This window comes from Methylobacterium cerastii (assembly GCF_022179125.1).
GTDB lineage: Bacteria > Pseudomonadota > Alphaproteobacteria > Rhizobiales > Beijerinckiaceae > Methylobacterium > Methylobacterium cerastii.
On the sequence record NZ_BPQG01000035.1, the window covers coordinates 12601 to 25586 of the forward strand.

The window sequence follows — 12986 nt, forward strand, 5'->3', positions numbered from 1 at the left end:
GGCACGAGCTAGGCCTCGACCCCCGCCGTGGCAATGGCGGCCACCCGCAAGCGATCGCGGGCGGGCGGATCGCGTCACCTCGGGTCCGTCACGCCGGCTTCGTCGTCATCGGGCGTTCTTGCGCCCGGCCTCGGCGAGCTGCTTCGCCCGCGCGCCTTGGGTCTCGAACATCCAGCCCGGGTACTCGCGCGGCAGCACGCTCACCGCGTCGAGGGCGTCGAGCTCGGCCTCGCTCAGGTCCACCTGCGTCGCGGCGATGTTGTCGTCGAGCTGGTCGAGGCGCTTGGCGCCGACGATGACGCTCGACACCACGCGCCGGTGCAGCAGCCACGCCAGCGCGATCTGTGCGATCGACACGTTCCGGGCGGCCGCCATCGGCCGCATCGCGTCGATGCAGGATTCGGCGCGGCTGCGCTCCACCGGCGGGAAGTCGAACGCGGCGCGGCGGCCGTCTCCGTTCGCGTCTCCGGAATACTTGCCCGAGAGCAGGCCGCCGGCGAGCGGGCTCCAGACCATCAGGCCGAGGCGCTCGCTCTCGAGCATCGGCACGATCTCGCGCTCGAGGTCGCGGCCGGCCAGCGTGTAGTAGGCCTGCAGGCTCTCGAAGCGGGCCAGCCCCTCGCGCTCGGAGATGCCGAGCGCCTTCACGATCTGCCACGCCGCCCAGTTCGAGACGCCGACGTAGCGGACGTGGCCGTGCTGCACGAGGATGTCGAGGGCCCGCACCGTCTCCTCGATCGGCGTCGCCGGATCGAAGCCGTGGATCTGGTAGAGGTCGATGTGGTCGAGCTGCAGCCGCTTCAGGCTCGCCTTCACCGCATCGAGCAGGTGCACCCGCGAAGCGCCGCGGGAATTCGCACCCGTGCCGGTCGGCCCGTAGGCCTTGGTCGCGACCACCACGTTCTCGCGCGGCACCTTCAGGTTCTTCAGGGCCTGGCCGGTGATCTGCTCCGACAGGCCCTCGGCGTAGACGTCCGCCGTGTCGAGGAAGTTGATCCCGGCATCGATCGCGCGGCCGACGAGGCGCTCGGCCTCCGCCTGGTCGAGGGCGCCGATCTGCCGCCACATCCCCTCTCCGCCGCCGAAGGTCATCGTGCCGAGGCAGAGTTCCGAGACGAAGAGGCCGGTCCGGCCGAGCTTGTTCTGGCGCATGGGGTGTCCTGTGGGGATCGCCGTCCCGGCTCCCTCTCCCGTTCGAGAGAGGGTTGGGGTGAGGGGACAGGTTCATCCGGAGAGGGCTCGCCCCTCACCCTGCCCCTCTCCCGAACGGGAGAGGGGACCTGCGTCCCCACCGGAAGCGGCGGTTCGACTTCGATAGATAGGGCCGCCCCGTGCCGGGTCGACCGGCCTCACCCCGCGCGGCTGTCGGCGATCAGCCGGCGCACGAAGGCGGCGCAGGCGTCGAGCTCGGCGAGCGTGATGAATTCGTCGGCCTTGTGGGCGCGTGCGATCGAGCCGGGGCCGATCACCACCGCCGGCACGTCGCCGAGCGCCTGGAACAGCCCGCCCTCGGTGCCGAACGAGACCTTGGCGTGGCCGTTGCGCCCGGCGAGGCGCTTGGCCAGCGTCACCAGCTCGGAATCGACCGCGGTCTCGAGGCCGGGATAGTCGATCAGCGGCGCGATCTCGACGCCGCAGGACGGGTCGCGCCCGGCCATCTCCGTAGCGAGCGTTTCGGTGGCGAAGGCGATCGCGCTGCGGGCGAGCGCACCGGCGTCGTCGGCGCCGATGGCCCGGAACTCGAAGTCGACGCTGCAGAGATCGGGCACGATGTTGAGCGCGGTGCCGCCGTGGACGACGCTGCTGAGCCCGGTCGTGTGCGGCACGTCGTAGAGCGGGTCGCGGGCGCCGGACGCGGCCAGCGCGTCGGCCGCCTGCTTGACGTGGAGGATGAAGCGCGCGGCATATTCCACCGCGTTGACGCCGGACGGCGCCAGCGCCGAGTGACAGGCCTTGCCGCGGAAGGTGACGCGGGCGGCGTGCTTGCCCTTGTGCCCGGTGACGACCTCCATGCCGGTCGGCTCGCCGACGAAGCACCCGAGCGGCGCGAGCCCCCTATCCCGCATCCGCGCGATCAGGGGGCGCACGCCGAGGCATCCGACCTCCTCGTCGTAGGACAGCGCGATGTGCAGCGGACGGGCGAGCGGCGCCGCCGCCATCTCCGGCAGGAGCGCGAGGCAGACGGCCAAAAAGCCCTTCATGTCCGAGGTGCCGCGGCCGTAGAGGCGTCCGTCGACCTCGGCGAGCTGGAACGGGTCGTGGGTCCAGGCCTGGCCCGCCACCGGCACCACGTCGCTGTGGCCGGACAGCACGTAGCCCGGCACCTCGGCCGGCCCGACCGTGATCCACAGGGCGGCCTTCTCGCCGGTCTCGTCCACCACCCGCTCGACCGCGGCGCCGTGGCTCTCCGCGAAGTCCTGGACCCAGTCGATCAGCGGCAGGTTCGTCAGCGCGCTGGTGGTGTCGAACGCCACGAGGGTGGCGATGATGTCCCTGGGCGTGGGTGCGGTGGGCATACGGTCCTTCGACGGCGCGGCGCGGCGGCCGGGAGGCCGGCACTCAAGGGGATGACGAGAGGGATAGCGAGAACCGGCCCCGACGCGCAACGGCGACGGCGCACCTGCGCCCGACCTCACGCCTCGGGTTTCGGTTTCGGTTTGCGCGGCCTGGGCGCCCGCTTGCGCGCGTCCGGCACGGCCTCGGCCCGCGCCAGGAAGGCCTCGATGTCGGCGCCGAGGATCAGCGGCAGGTGGTCGGCGATCCGCGCGTCGTCCCAGGCCCACCAGCACACGCGCAGCAGCCGCGCGATGGTCTCGGCATCGAAGCGATGGCGCAGGACGGTCGCCGGGTTGCCGGTGACGATGGCGTAGGCCGGCACGTCGCGGCGCACCACGGCGCCGGCGCCCACGACCGCCCCGCTGCCGACGGTGACGCCGGACAGGATCGTGCTGTTGGCGCCGAGCCAGACCTCGTCGCCGAGCACGACGTCGCCGCGCGTGGCGTGGTCGTGCGCGCCGGCCGCCGCGTTCGGCCAGAAGGCCGCGAGCGCCTTGAACGGGTAGGTGGTCACGAGGTCCGTGCGGTGGTTGCCGAGCGCGATGGTGACGTTCGGTCCGATCGAGCAGAAGCGCCCGATGTGAAGCCGTGCCGATTCCGGCTCCAGCACCCGTGGGTTGCCGTAGCTGTGCGCCCCCACGGTCCAGCCCCAGCGCGCGATGCCGCGGGCGAGGTGGAAGGCGGTGAGGTCGTCGAAGACCGGCTTCGGCTCGATCATGCGGCGGGGCTCTCGGTCGGCGCCGCGCGGGGGCGGCCGCGTCGGTCTATCACGGATGAGGCGGGGCTCCGGCGCGGCGAGGTTCGACGGGGCTGTCGTTCCTGCGCTCTCCCATGCGGAAGCTCCCGGGTCGGCACGGGGGCGGACGGGAGCCGTGGCGATACGGTTCAGATCGGCGGCCGCGACCATGGATATTGAACAACCCGGTCGCGACGCCGTTGCTCACACATAGAAACTCGGAGGAAACTTGATGTCGTACAAGACTCTTGCGCTCGCCGCCTGCCTGATCCTGCCGCTCGGCGGCACCGCCTTCGCCCAGACCGGCACCACCGGAAGCCCCGGCGCGGGTCCGACCGCAGGCGGCACCATGAACTCCGGCGGCACCACGGGCACGACGGGATCCACCGGCGGCACCATGAGCGGCTCGGCCGGCACGATGGCCCCGGGCGCCGGCTCGCCGCCCCCCGGCGCGAGCGGCGGCCCCTCGACCAGCACCGCCGGCGCGCCCGCCGGCAGCGGCGGCGGCAACGGCACCACCGGCAGCGGCGCAGCTCCCAGCGGCAAGTGATCGGCGACAAGTGATCGGCGACAAGTGATCGCCGGACGATCGGACTGACGCGATCGCCCTGAGGCGGTCGCGTCGAGGCGGAGCGGGCCGGGCGGCCCGCTCCGCCTTTTTCCGCTCGAAGGCCGACGGTCACCCGCCCTGCAGCGATTCCGCGAAATCCTCCGGCACCTCGCCGAACTGCCCGAGGATCGTCACGCTTTCCAATTCCCCGGTCTCGTCGTCGGCCACCACCTTCAGCGCCGCGGTGCCGGGCATCCGCCCGGCCATGGCCTGCGCCTTCTTCAGCGCGCCGCTCTCGGTCGGAGCCACCTCGCGGTCGCCCGGAACCAGACGCTTGCGCTTGACCACAAAGGTCTGGACCACGAACGTCGTCTTCATACCCATCGCGTGTCCTCGAACCGTGCAGCAAAACCGTCGGTTGGCACGATTGACGCTAGCGCCGTCGATGCGCCACCCTCGCGTGCCCGCTCCTCCTACACGGAACCGTCGATGATCGAGACGCGCCGTCGTCCGCGCCGAACCCTGTCGCGCGTTGCCCTGTCTGGATCAGTCCTCTGCGGGCTGGTCCTGCCGGCGGCCTGGACCGGCCAGGCGCAAGCCCGCGACCTGCGCATCGGCCTGGCGGCGGAAGCCACCTCGATGGATCCGCACTTCCACAACCTCGGCCCCAACAACTCGCTGCGGCGCCACATCTTCGAAGGGCTGGTCACCACGGACGCCGCGATGGCGGTGGTGCCGGCCCTCGCCCTGTCCTGGACGGCCGACGACGAGCACACCTGGACGTTCAAGCTTCGCCAGAACGTGACCTTCTCCGACGGCACGCCGTTCACCGCGAACGACGTGATCTACACCTTCTGCCGCATCCCTTTGGTCGAGAACTCGCCCTCCTCCTTCGCCACCTTCGTCCGGCCGTTCGAGAGCGTCGCCGCCCCCGACCCGCTGACCGTGGTGATCAAGACCGCGGGGCCCCTGCCGCTCCTGCCGACCAACATCACCGCGCTCGGCATGCTCAGCGCCAAGGCGTCGGGCGCCGCCGGCCCGGTCGCGTTCGCCAAGGGCGGATGCACCGGGATGGGCACCCCGCCGAAATCCATCGATTTCGGCAACCCCAAGGTCGCGGTCGGCACCGGCCCCTACGCGCTCAAGGAGTACGTGCGCGGCACGCAGGTGGTGCTTTCCAAGAACCCGACCCACTGGGGCGCGGCCCCCGCCTTCGACACGGTGACGATGAAGCCGATCGTCTCGACCGGCCCGCGCGTGGCGGCGCTGCTGGCCGGCGACGCCGACCTGATCGAGAACCCGGCGATCCAGGACCTGCCGCGGATCGAGGCGGCGGGCTTCACCGTCACCAAGGGCCTGTCGAACCGGATCATCTACATCCACCTCGACCAGTTCGACGGCGCGGGCTGGAAGACGCCGACGATCCGCGGGACCGACAAGAACCCCTTGCTCGACAAGCGCGTGCGCGAGGCGCTCTCCAAGGGCATCGACCGCAAGGCCATCGTCGAGCGCGTGATGGGCGGGGTGGCGCAGGCAGCCGGCGAGCTGCTGCCCTTCCCGCTCTCCGGCACGACCAAGGACTTCCCCGTCGTCCCTTACGATCCGAAGGCGGCAAAGGACCTGCTCGCCCAGGCCGGCTACCCGAACGGCTTCGAGATCACGCTCGGTACGCCGAACGACCGCTACATCAACGACGAGAAGATCGCGCAGGCCGTCGCCCAGATGTGGAGCCGGATCGGCGTGAAGACGAGCCTCGACGCCTCGACCTCCTCGACCTTCTTCACCCGGCGCAACACGTTCTCGTTCTCGGCGTATCTCGCCGGCTGGGGCGCGGATTCCGGCGAGATGTCGAACTCGCTGAACTCGCTGCTGCTGTGCTTCGACCCGGAGACCGGCCGCGGCTTCACCAACCGGGGCCGCTACTGCAGCCGCGAGGTCGACCGGCTCACGATCGAGGCGATGCGCACCTTCGACGAAGCCGAACGCTCCGCCCTGCTGCGCCGGGCCTCGGCGCTGGCCATGGCGGACTATCCGCTGATCCCGCTCCACTTCGAGGTGACCCCCTGGGCCACGGTGAAGAGCCTGCGCTACACGCCGCGGATCGACCAGTACACGCTGGCGATGGACGTCGTGGTGGTGAAGTGAGGGGTCGGGCTTCGCGGCCGCCGCGCCCCCCCTCGCCCCGCATGCGGGGACAGGGCTGCGACGACCCCGTCGTCGTCGCAGCGAGGCGGAAGCCGAAGGTGAGGGGGCTTCGACGGAGGAGCGTCGTCCGTTCGCGCCCCCTCACCGCCGCTTCGTCTTCGCCTGCTCTTCCCGGCTGCACGACGAGGTGCAGCCGGGCCTCTCCCCGCATGCAGGGAGAGGGAATGCGCACCCCGTTCGGCGGCATGTCCCCATGCTGACCTACCTGATCCAGCGCTTCGGTCAGGCGCTCGTCACCGTCGCGGCGATGGCGACGCTGGTGTTCCTCGGCGTCTACGCCATCGCCGACCCGATCGACATGCTGGCCGCGCCCGACGCGACGCCGGACGAGCGCGCCGCCATTGCCGCCCGGCTCGGGCTCGACCGGTCGCTGCTGGTCCAGTTCGGCACCTTCGCCTGGCGCGCCCTGCACGGGGATCTCGGGCGCTCGTTCGTCTACAACGAATCCGCCCTGTCGGTGATCGTGCAGCGGCTGCCGGCGACCCTGGAGCTGGCGCTCACCGCCCTGGTGCTCGCCGTCGCGGTCGGCCTGCCGCTCGGCCTCTGGGCGGGCCTGCGGCCGAACGCAGCCTCGGGCCGGACGATCATGACCGGCTCGATCCTCGCGTTCTCGCTGCCGAACTTCTGGCAGGGCCTGATGCTGGTGCTGGTCTTCGCGGTGACGCTCGGCTGGTTCCCGGCCGGCGGCCGCGGCGAGACGGTGAACGTGCTCGGCGTCGAGACCGGCCTGCTGACCCTCGACGGCCTGCGCCACCTCGTCCTCCCTGCGGTGAACCTCGCGCTGTTCAAGCTCGCGGTGGTGATCCGGCTGGCGCGTGCAGGCACCCGCGAGGCGATGCTGCAGGACTACGTGCGCTTCGCCCGCGCCAAGGGCCTCTCGCCCGCCCGCATCGTCGGGGTGCACGTGCTGAAGAACATCCTGCTGCCGGTGGTGACGGTGATCGGCCTCGAGTTCGGCTCGATGATCGCCTTCGCCGTCGTCACCGAGACGGTGTTCGCCTGGCCCGGCATCGGAAAGCTTTTGATCGACTCGATCAACCGCCTCGATCGCCCGGTGATCGTCGCCTACCTGATGCTGACGGTGAGCCTGTTCGTGGTCATCAACCTAATCGTGGACCTGATCTATGCCGGCCTCGATCCGCGCGTCCGCCTGTCGGAGGCCGCGTGAGCCGTCCCGAGATCCTACCTTCCGAAGGCCTGCCCGCCGACGGCCCGCCCGCCGCGTCGGCTCGGGTCGAGACGGCCGAGCCGGTGTGGCGCGCCCACCTCCGCGCCTTCTTCCGCAGCCCCGGGGCGGCTTTGGGCTTCGCGATCCTGGTGCTGACGATCCTGGCCGCGTGCCTCGCCCCCTGGATCACCCCGCAGGACCCCTACGACCTCGCCAACCTCGACGTGATGGACGGCACCCTGCCCCCTGGCAGCCGCAGCGTTTCCGGCCTGCTCTACGTGCTCGGCACCGACGCGCAGGGGCGCGACATGCTCTCGGCCATCGTCTACGGCCTGCGCGTCTCCCTCGTCGTCGGCCTCTCGGCGACCCTGGTCGCGGCGACGCTGGGCTCGGCGGTCGGCGTGCTCGCGGCCAACGCCGGCGGCCGGGTCGACGCCGTGCTGATGCGGCTGGCCGACCTCCAGCTTTCGTTCCCGGCGATCCTGATCGCGCTGGTGCTGCTCGCCGCCTTCGGCCGCGGGGTCGACAAGGTCGTGATCGCCCTCATCGCCGTGCAATGGGCCTATTACGCCCGCGCCATCCGGGCCACCGCCCTGGTCGAGCGCCGCCGCGAGTACATGGAAGCCGCCCGCGCCCTCGCCCTGCCGCGCCGCAGCCTGATCGTCCGCCACCTGCTGCCGAACTGCCTGCCCCCGGTGATCGTCGTCGCGACCATGCAGGTGGCCCACGCCATCGCGCTGGAGGCGACGCTGTCCTTTCTCGGCGTCGGCGTGCCGGTGACCGAGCCTTCCCTCGGGCTGCTGATCAAGAACGGCTACGACTACCTGCTCTCGGGCAAGTACTGGATCTCGACCTTCCCCGGCCTGGCGCTGGTGGCCGTCATCGTCGCGATCAACCTCGTCGGCGACCGGCTGCGGGACGTGCTGAACCCGAGGTTTTCGGATTGATGGCGTTCGGGACGTCGTGGAGCGAAAGGCTCGCAGCTCCAGCCTCCGCTTTCCCGGACGACCGGAGCGCAGCGGAGGGACGATCCGGGACCCAGCACAGGAACGGGCGAAGCGCCGCGTATTTCCGGGTGCTCCAGGGCGCAGGCGCCGCTTCGCGGCGCTCGTCGTGCTGGATCCCGGATCGCCTTCCGCTCACGCTGCAGGCGTCCGGGAAAACGGCAGCGCTCCGTGCCGCCGGGCGGCGCATGTCATGACCGCCCCCGTCCTCGCCCTCGAGAACCTCAGCGTCGGCTTCCGGGCCGGCGGGCGCGAGCACGTCGCCGTGGACCGGGTGAGCCTCACCGTGAACCGGGGCGAGGTGCTGGGGCTCGTCGGCGAATCCGGTTCGGGCAAGTCGGTGACCGGGCTCGCGCTGATGGGGCTGATCGAGGCGCCCGGCCGGGTATCGGGCGGGAGGATCCTGTTCGAGGGCCGCGACATCGCCGGCCTGCCGGAAGCGGAGCTCCGCCCGTTGCGCGGCAAGCGCATGGCGATGATCTTCCAGGACCCGATGACCACCCTGAACCCAGTGCTGCGGGTCGAGACCCAGGTCGTCGAGGCGATCCGCGCGCACGAGCGCGTCGGGGCGGCCGCCGCCCGGGCGCGGGCACGCGAGGCGCTGGTCAAGGTCGGGATTCCGGCGCCCGACGAACGCCTGCGCGCCTACCCGCACCAGCTCTCGGGCGGCATGCGCCAGCGCATCGCCATCGCCATCGCGCTGCTGCACGCGCCGGCCCTCCTCATCGCCGACGAGCCGACCACGGCCCTCGACGTGACGATCCAGGCGCAGATCCTGGCCGAGGCGCAGGCGCTCTGCGCCGAGATGGGCACGGCGCTCATCTGGATCACCCACGACCTCGCGGTGGTGGCCGGCCTCGCCGACCGTTTGTGCGTGATGTACGCCGGCCGCATCGTCGAGGGCGGGCCGGTGGCCGACGTGATCGAGGCGCCGCTCCATCCCTACACCGCCGGATTGATCGGCTCCGCCCCGAGCCGCAACGCCCGCGGCGTGCCGCTGACGCAGATCCCCGGCATGGTGCCCTCGCTCGTCGACCGCCCCCCGGGCTGCGCCTTCGCGCCGCGCTGCCCCGCCGCGACGCCCGACTGCGCCGCGCCGCCGCCTACGGCCCTTGCCGAGCCGTCGCGCTTCGCGCTCTGCCGCCATCCCCTGCAGCCGGCACGTTTCACGTGAAACCTCTCCTCAGCCTCGACGCCGTCTCGAAGCGGTTCGGCACCAGCCCGTCGCTCGCCGCGCGCTTGGCCGGCCTCCTCGGGGAGCGCCGGCCGCCGAGCGCGGTGCAGGCGGTGACCGACGTGAATCTGTCGATCGAGGCCGGCGAGGTCGTCGGCCTCGTCGGCGAATCCGGCTGCGGGAAGTCGACCCTGGCCCGGCTCGCCGCCGGCCTCCACGCCCCGAGCCGCGGGCGGGTGCTGCAGGACGGGCGCGACCGCGCCGGGATGAGCGCCGCGGAACGCCGCACGGCGGCGCTCGCCGTGCAGATGATCTTCCAGGACGCCACCGCCGCCCTCAACCCACGCCTGCGGGTGCTCGACATCGTCGGCGAGGCGCCGGTCACCCACGGCCTCGTCCCGGCACGCGACCGGCGCGCCTACGTCGCCGAGCAGCTCGCCCGCGTCAGCCTCGGGCCGGACGCGATGGCGCGCTACCCGCACCAGTTCTCCGGCGGCCAGCGCGCCCGCATCGGCATCGCGCGGGCCTTGGCCGTGAAGCCGCGGATGCTGGTCTGCGACGAGTCGGTGGCGGCGCTGGACGTCTCGATCCAGGCGCAGGTGCTGAACCTGTTCCTGGAGCTCCGCCGCGACCTCGGCCTGACCTACCTGTTCGTCAGCCACGACCTCGGGGTGGTCGAGCACATCGCCTCGCGGGTGGCGGTGATGTATCTCGGCCGCCTCGTCGAGGTGGCGCCGGCCGAGACCCTGTTCGCGCAGCCGGCCCACCCCTACACGATCAGTCTGCTCGCCCAGACGCCGAAGCTGGTGCCGGGCAAGCGCCGGTTCCAGGCGCTGCCGGGCGAGCCGCCCTCCCCGCTCGCGCCCCCGCCGGGCTGCCCGTTCCATCCGCGCTGCCCCGCCGCCATCGCCGTCTGCCGGACGGAGCTGCCGCTGCCCCGCCCGGTCGGAGCCGCGCACACGGTCGCCTGCCATCGGGACCGGGGGGCGTTCGGGTAAGGGCGGTCAGCCCGCCGCCTGCCCCCGCGCCGCCGCATCCGCATGGATCGCCCGGAACAGAGCCGGCGCCCCGCACATGAAGACGGACACGTCGTCGGCGAGGATCGGGCCGACATCCTCGGGCGTCGGCAGGTTGTACACGTACTTGCGCACGGCGATGTAGAACACCTTGCCGTGCAGCGCCCAGACCGCCTCGATCTCGCGCTCCTGCAGCGGCAGCGCGTCCGGCGGTTCGAGGCCGAACTCGGCGCGCAACTCGGCGCAGACCGGCAGGATCAGGGCCTCGCGCACGATGGCGAGGTAGCGGGGGGTGATGTCGACCGAGCGAAGGCCCGCGAAGACGAAGATCCGCACCCATTCGTAGTCGAAGATCCGCGCGGCGTATTCGCGGTAGAACTGGACCAGCCGCGCCTCGAGCGGCCGGCTGCGATCCCGCACCATCGGTCCCCAATCCGGGTTCCAGCGGGCGACGAAGACCTGGTCGTAGACCCGTTCGATCAGGGCCTCCTTGGTCGGGAAGTAGCGGAAGATCGCCGAGTGGGTGATGCCCATACGCGCGGCGAGCTCGCGGGTCTGCCCGGCAAAGCCCTGCTCGGCGAAGAAGCGCGTGGCCGCCTCGACGATCTGCCGCTCGCGCTCGGCGGCCGGCAGGTGACGGCGTCGGCGCGGCGCCGGTTCCGCCGCTTGGGAATCGTCCTCGTCCACCCTAGCCCCGCTTCGAAGCCGACCTGATTCGCGATACTCGGCCGAGCTTGTCGGCATCGACGCACCGAGAGCAACCTTTGGTCAGTTGTAGCTGCCGGGCTGCGTTCGGTTTCACGCCAGGGTTGCGGCTACGGGCTGACGTGATGCGAACGCGGAGCCGTGCATCCCGCTGGCGGGGAGAGGGGATGACCCCGCCCCCGTCAGCTGGGGCTCACGCCGACGCGTCCCAGGTCTCGCTGATGCGGCGGCCGCCGCGAGTGAGGTGCGCGCGCAGCACCACGTCGCCCGGTGGCAGCGCGGCCGGGGGGCGCCACTCCACGTAGATGCGCCAGCCGCCGGTCTGCGGCACCGGCGCGGCGACGGGGTCGTGCATCGTTCCGGCGCTGGCCGAGACCTCCGCGCCGACGCCCGCACCCTCGGCGTCGAGGGCGCCCTGGGGCAGGTCCGGTCCTGCGAAGTCGATGCAGTACAGCCGCCGCCCGGCGATCGGCGGGTCGACCGGACGCAGGCGGTCGGGCGAGCCGACGCGGGTCGAGACCACGCGGGCCAGCGTGCCGGGCAGAGCCGGGACGGGCTCGGCGCCCACCGTGGTCAGCCCGTAGGTCAGCGCGATCGGGTGGCCGGGGCGGACAGGCGCGTCCGGCACGAAGGCCGCCACGATGTTGTCCATGTACTCCTCGACCGAGGGGATCTCGAACAGTTGCACCTGGCCGGCCGCGAACACGTCGCCGGCCCGCGGCGAGGCGCCGGCCGCGACCATCTCGAGCTTCGGAGCGCCGGGCTCGACCCACAGCCCCGGCCGCGCCTCGTGCCGCGCCTCGACGTCGAGGTAGGCGGCAAAGTTCCGCTCGCGCTGCATCAGCCCGAAGCCCGAGAGCGGCGCCGCGCGGAAGGACGAGATCTGCGGGCTCGGCCGTCCGTTGACCAGCGGGCGCCACAGCTGGTCGGCGCCGGCGCGCACCACCAGCCCGTCGGAATCGTGCACCTGCGGCCGGAAGTCGTCGAAGGGTTTCGCCCCCCGCGCGCCCGGCCCGTTCTGGCCGTGCAGGAACATGCTGGTCAGCGGCGCGAGGCCGAGCTGCGGGATGCTCTTGCGCGGGTGGAGCGAGGCCGTGACCTGGATGCGCGCCGGATCGCCGGGCGTGATGTCGAAGCGGTAGGCGCCGGCCAGGCTCGGGCTGTCGAGCAGCGAGAGCACGGTGATCGTGCGGGCGTCGTCCTCGGGCTCGCAGATCCAGTGGGCGGTGAAGTCGGGGAACTCCTCGCCGGTGGAAGACCCGGTGCCGATGGCCGCGCCCCGGGCCGAGAGCCCGTATTCCTGGCCCTCGCCGCGCAGGCGGAAATAGGAGGCGCCGAGGAACACCAGGAACTCCTCCTGGAAGCCGCGCGGCCGCCCGGGCGGCGTGTCGCTGGCGGCGAAGTGCAACCGGAAGCCGGCAAAGCCGAGGCCGGCCGGGAAGCTCTGGCCGGCCAGCGCGGTGCCGAGGTCGAACAGGCCGGATTCGTAGGCGATGGGATGCGCTGGCCCGGCCTTCGGCTGCACGAACAGGGCGCAGCGCTTGCGCTGCAGGAAGCCGCGGTGGAACAGCTGCGCGCTGAAGTGTCGCCCGAAGCGCAAGGACGCGGCCGGGCGGAACACGATGGCGCGGTACTGGTCGTAGGTCAGCCCGGCCAGCGCCGGCGGCAGGTCTTCGGGGGGCGCGACGTAGGGTGCGCCGGCCAACCGCTCCGCGAGGCGGGCCACCGTGGCGAAGGTCGTCGGCCCGTCCGTCACCGCCTGGGGCTCCTGTGCCTTGGCCTCTTGCGCCATCGTTCGGGCCTCATTCAGATCGATGACGCTAGGAACGACGCTGCCGACCATCGCGGTCAGGGCCGTGCGAAGAACGCGGC

At 72.0% G+C, this 12986-nt stretch carries 12 protein-coding genes; 6 read left to right on the forward strand and 6 right to left on the reverse strand.

The window, feature by feature from the left end; translation table 11 throughout:
* Window positions 1-105 precede the first annotated feature (105 nt).
* The 3 genes from MFF13_RS12235 to MFF13_RS26390 all read right to left on the reverse strand — a co-directional run bounded on the left by MFF13_RS12235 (window position 106) and on the right by MFF13_RS26390 (window position 3274).
* A complete protein-coding gene (locus MFF13_RS12235; protein WP_147830897.1) occupies window positions 106-1152 on the reverse strand; it encodes an aldo/keto reductase in 1047 nt (348 codons plus the stop codon).
* A 197-nt stretch (window positions 1153-1349) separates the two neighbouring features.
* Window positions 1350-2516 carry an acetylornithine deacetylase gene (gene argE, locus MFF13_RS12240; protein ID WP_238272256.1) on the reverse strand — a complete coding sequence of 389 codons (1167 nt, stop codon included), beginning with the start codon at window positions 2514-2516 and terminating at the stop codon, window positions 1350-1352.
* Between the two features lie 116 nt (window positions 2517-2632).
* Complete coding sequence (locus MFF13_RS26390) at window positions 2633-3274, reverse strand: CatB-related O-acetyltransferase (RefSeq protein WP_147753868.1); 642 nt, start codon at window positions 3272-3274, stop codon at window positions 2633-2635.
* A 250-nt stretch (window positions 3275-3524) separates the two neighbouring features.
* Here MFF13_RS26390 and MFF13_RS12250 point away from each other — a divergent pair, with 250 nt between their 5' ends.
* On the forward strand, window positions 3525-3842 hold the full coding sequence (locus MFF13_RS12250) for a hypothetical protein (RefSeq protein WP_187273729.1): 318 nt from the start codon (window positions 3525-3527) through the stop codon (window positions 3840-3842).
* Window positions 3843-3971: 129 nt separating this feature from the next.
* Here MFF13_RS12250 and MFF13_RS12255 read toward each other — a convergent pair whose 3' ends face one another.
* Window positions 3972-4226 carry a hypothetical protein gene (locus MFF13_RS12255; RefSeq protein WP_147754399.1) on the reverse strand — a complete coding sequence of 85 codons (255 nt, stop codon included), beginning with the start codon at window positions 4224-4226 and terminating at the stop codon, window positions 3972-3974.
* 105 nt (window positions 4227-4331) lie between these two features.
* Between MFF13_RS12255 and MFF13_RS12260 the strand changes: the two genes are divergently transcribed.
* The 5 genes from MFF13_RS12260 (at window position 4332) to MFF13_RS12280 (ending at window position 10391) form a co-directional block, all read left to right on the forward strand.
* Window positions 4332-5987 carry an ABC transporter substrate-binding protein gene (locus tag MFF13_RS12260; RefSeq protein WP_238272257.1) on the forward strand — a complete coding sequence of 552 codons (1656 nt, stop codon included), beginning with the start codon at window positions 4332-4334 and terminating at the stop codon, window positions 5985-5987.
* A 253-nt stretch (window positions 5988-6240) separates the two neighbouring features.
* A complete protein-coding gene (locus MFF13_RS12265) occupies window positions 6241-7215 on the forward strand; it encodes an ABC transporter permease (protein WP_238272258.1) in 975 nt (324 codons plus the stop codon).
* A gap of 83 nt (window positions 7216-7298) precedes the next feature.
* Complete coding sequence (locus tag MFF13_RS12270) at window positions 7299-8162, forward strand: ABC transporter permease (protein ID WP_210250932.1); 864 nt, start codon at window positions 7299-7301, stop codon at window positions 8160-8162.
* A 250-nt stretch (window positions 8163-8412) separates the two neighbouring features.
* Window positions 8413-9393, forward strand: coding sequence for an ABC transporter ATP-binding protein (locus MFF13_RS12275; protein WP_147830907.1), 981 nt, complete (start codon window positions 8413-8415; stop codon window positions 9391-9393).
* The gene (locus tag MFF13_RS12280) at window positions 9390-10391 is read left to right on the forward strand and encodes an ABC transporter ATP-binding protein (RefSeq protein ID WP_238272259.1); all 1002 of its coding nucleotides are present in this window, start codon (window positions 9390-9392) and stop codon (window positions 10389-10391) included. Before MFF13_RS12275 ends, MFF13_RS12280 begins: the two co-directional genes overlap by 4 nt.
* A gap of 6 nt (window positions 10392-10397) precedes the next feature.
* On the opposite strand, the gene MFF13_RS12285 is transcribed toward MFF13_RS12280, so the two are convergent.
* Together MFF13_RS12285 and MFF13_RS12290 are read right to left on the reverse strand one after the other, a co-directional pair.
* A complete protein-coding gene (locus MFF13_RS12285; protein ID WP_238272260.1) occupies window positions 10398-11096 on the reverse strand; it encodes a TetR/AcrR family transcriptional regulator in 699 nt (232 codons plus the stop codon).
* 211 nt (window positions 11097-11307) lie between these two features.
* Window positions 11308-12906: an OpgD/OpgG family glucan biosynthesis protein gene (locus MFF13_RS12290; RefSeq protein ID WP_238272265.1), complete on the reverse strand. Its 1599-nt coding sequence runs from the start codon at window positions 12904-12906 to the stop codon at window positions 11308-11310.
* Between the last annotated feature and the right edge of the window lie 80 nt (window positions 12907-12986).

Excerpts from the sequence above, each read along its gene's own strand:
- MFF13_RS12260 (WP_238272257.1), top strand. The coding sequence starts at position 4,332 with ATGATCGAGACGCGCCGTCGTCCGCGCCGAACCCTGTCGCGCGTTGCC.
- MFF13_RS26390 (WP_147753868.1), bottom strand. The coding sequence starts at position 3,274 with ATGATCGAGCCGAAGCCGGTCTTCGACGACCTCACCGCCTTCCACCTC.
- MFF13_RS12275 (WP_147830907.1), top strand. The coding sequence starts at position 8,413 with ATGACCGCCCCCGTCCTCGCCCTCGAGAACCTCAGCGTCGGCTTCCGG.
- MFF13_RS12255 (WP_147754399.1), bottom strand. The coding sequence starts at position 4,226 with ATGGGTATGAAGACGACGTTCGTGGTCCAGACCTTTGTGGTCAAGCGC.
- argE (WP_238272256.1), bottom strand. The coding sequence starts at position 2,516 with ATGCCCACCGCACCCACGCCCAGGGACATCATCGCCACCCTCGTGGCG.
- MFF13_RS12250 (WP_187273729.1), top strand. The coding sequence starts at position 3,525 with ATGTCGTACAAGACTCTTGCGCTCGCCGCCTGCCTGATCCTGCCGCTC.
- MFF13_RS12265 (WP_238272258.1), top strand. The coding sequence starts at position 6,241 with ATGCTGACCTACCTGATCCAGCGCTTCGGTCAGGCGCTCGTCACCGTC.
- MFF13_RS12290 (WP_238272265.1), bottom strand. The coding sequence starts at position 12,906 with ATGGCGCAAGAGGCCAAGGCACAGGAGCCCCAGGCGGTGACGGACGGG.
- MFF13_RS12235 (WP_147830897.1), bottom strand. The coding sequence starts at position 1,152 with ATGCGCCAGAACAAGCTCGGCCGGACCGGCCTCTTCGTCTCGGAACTC.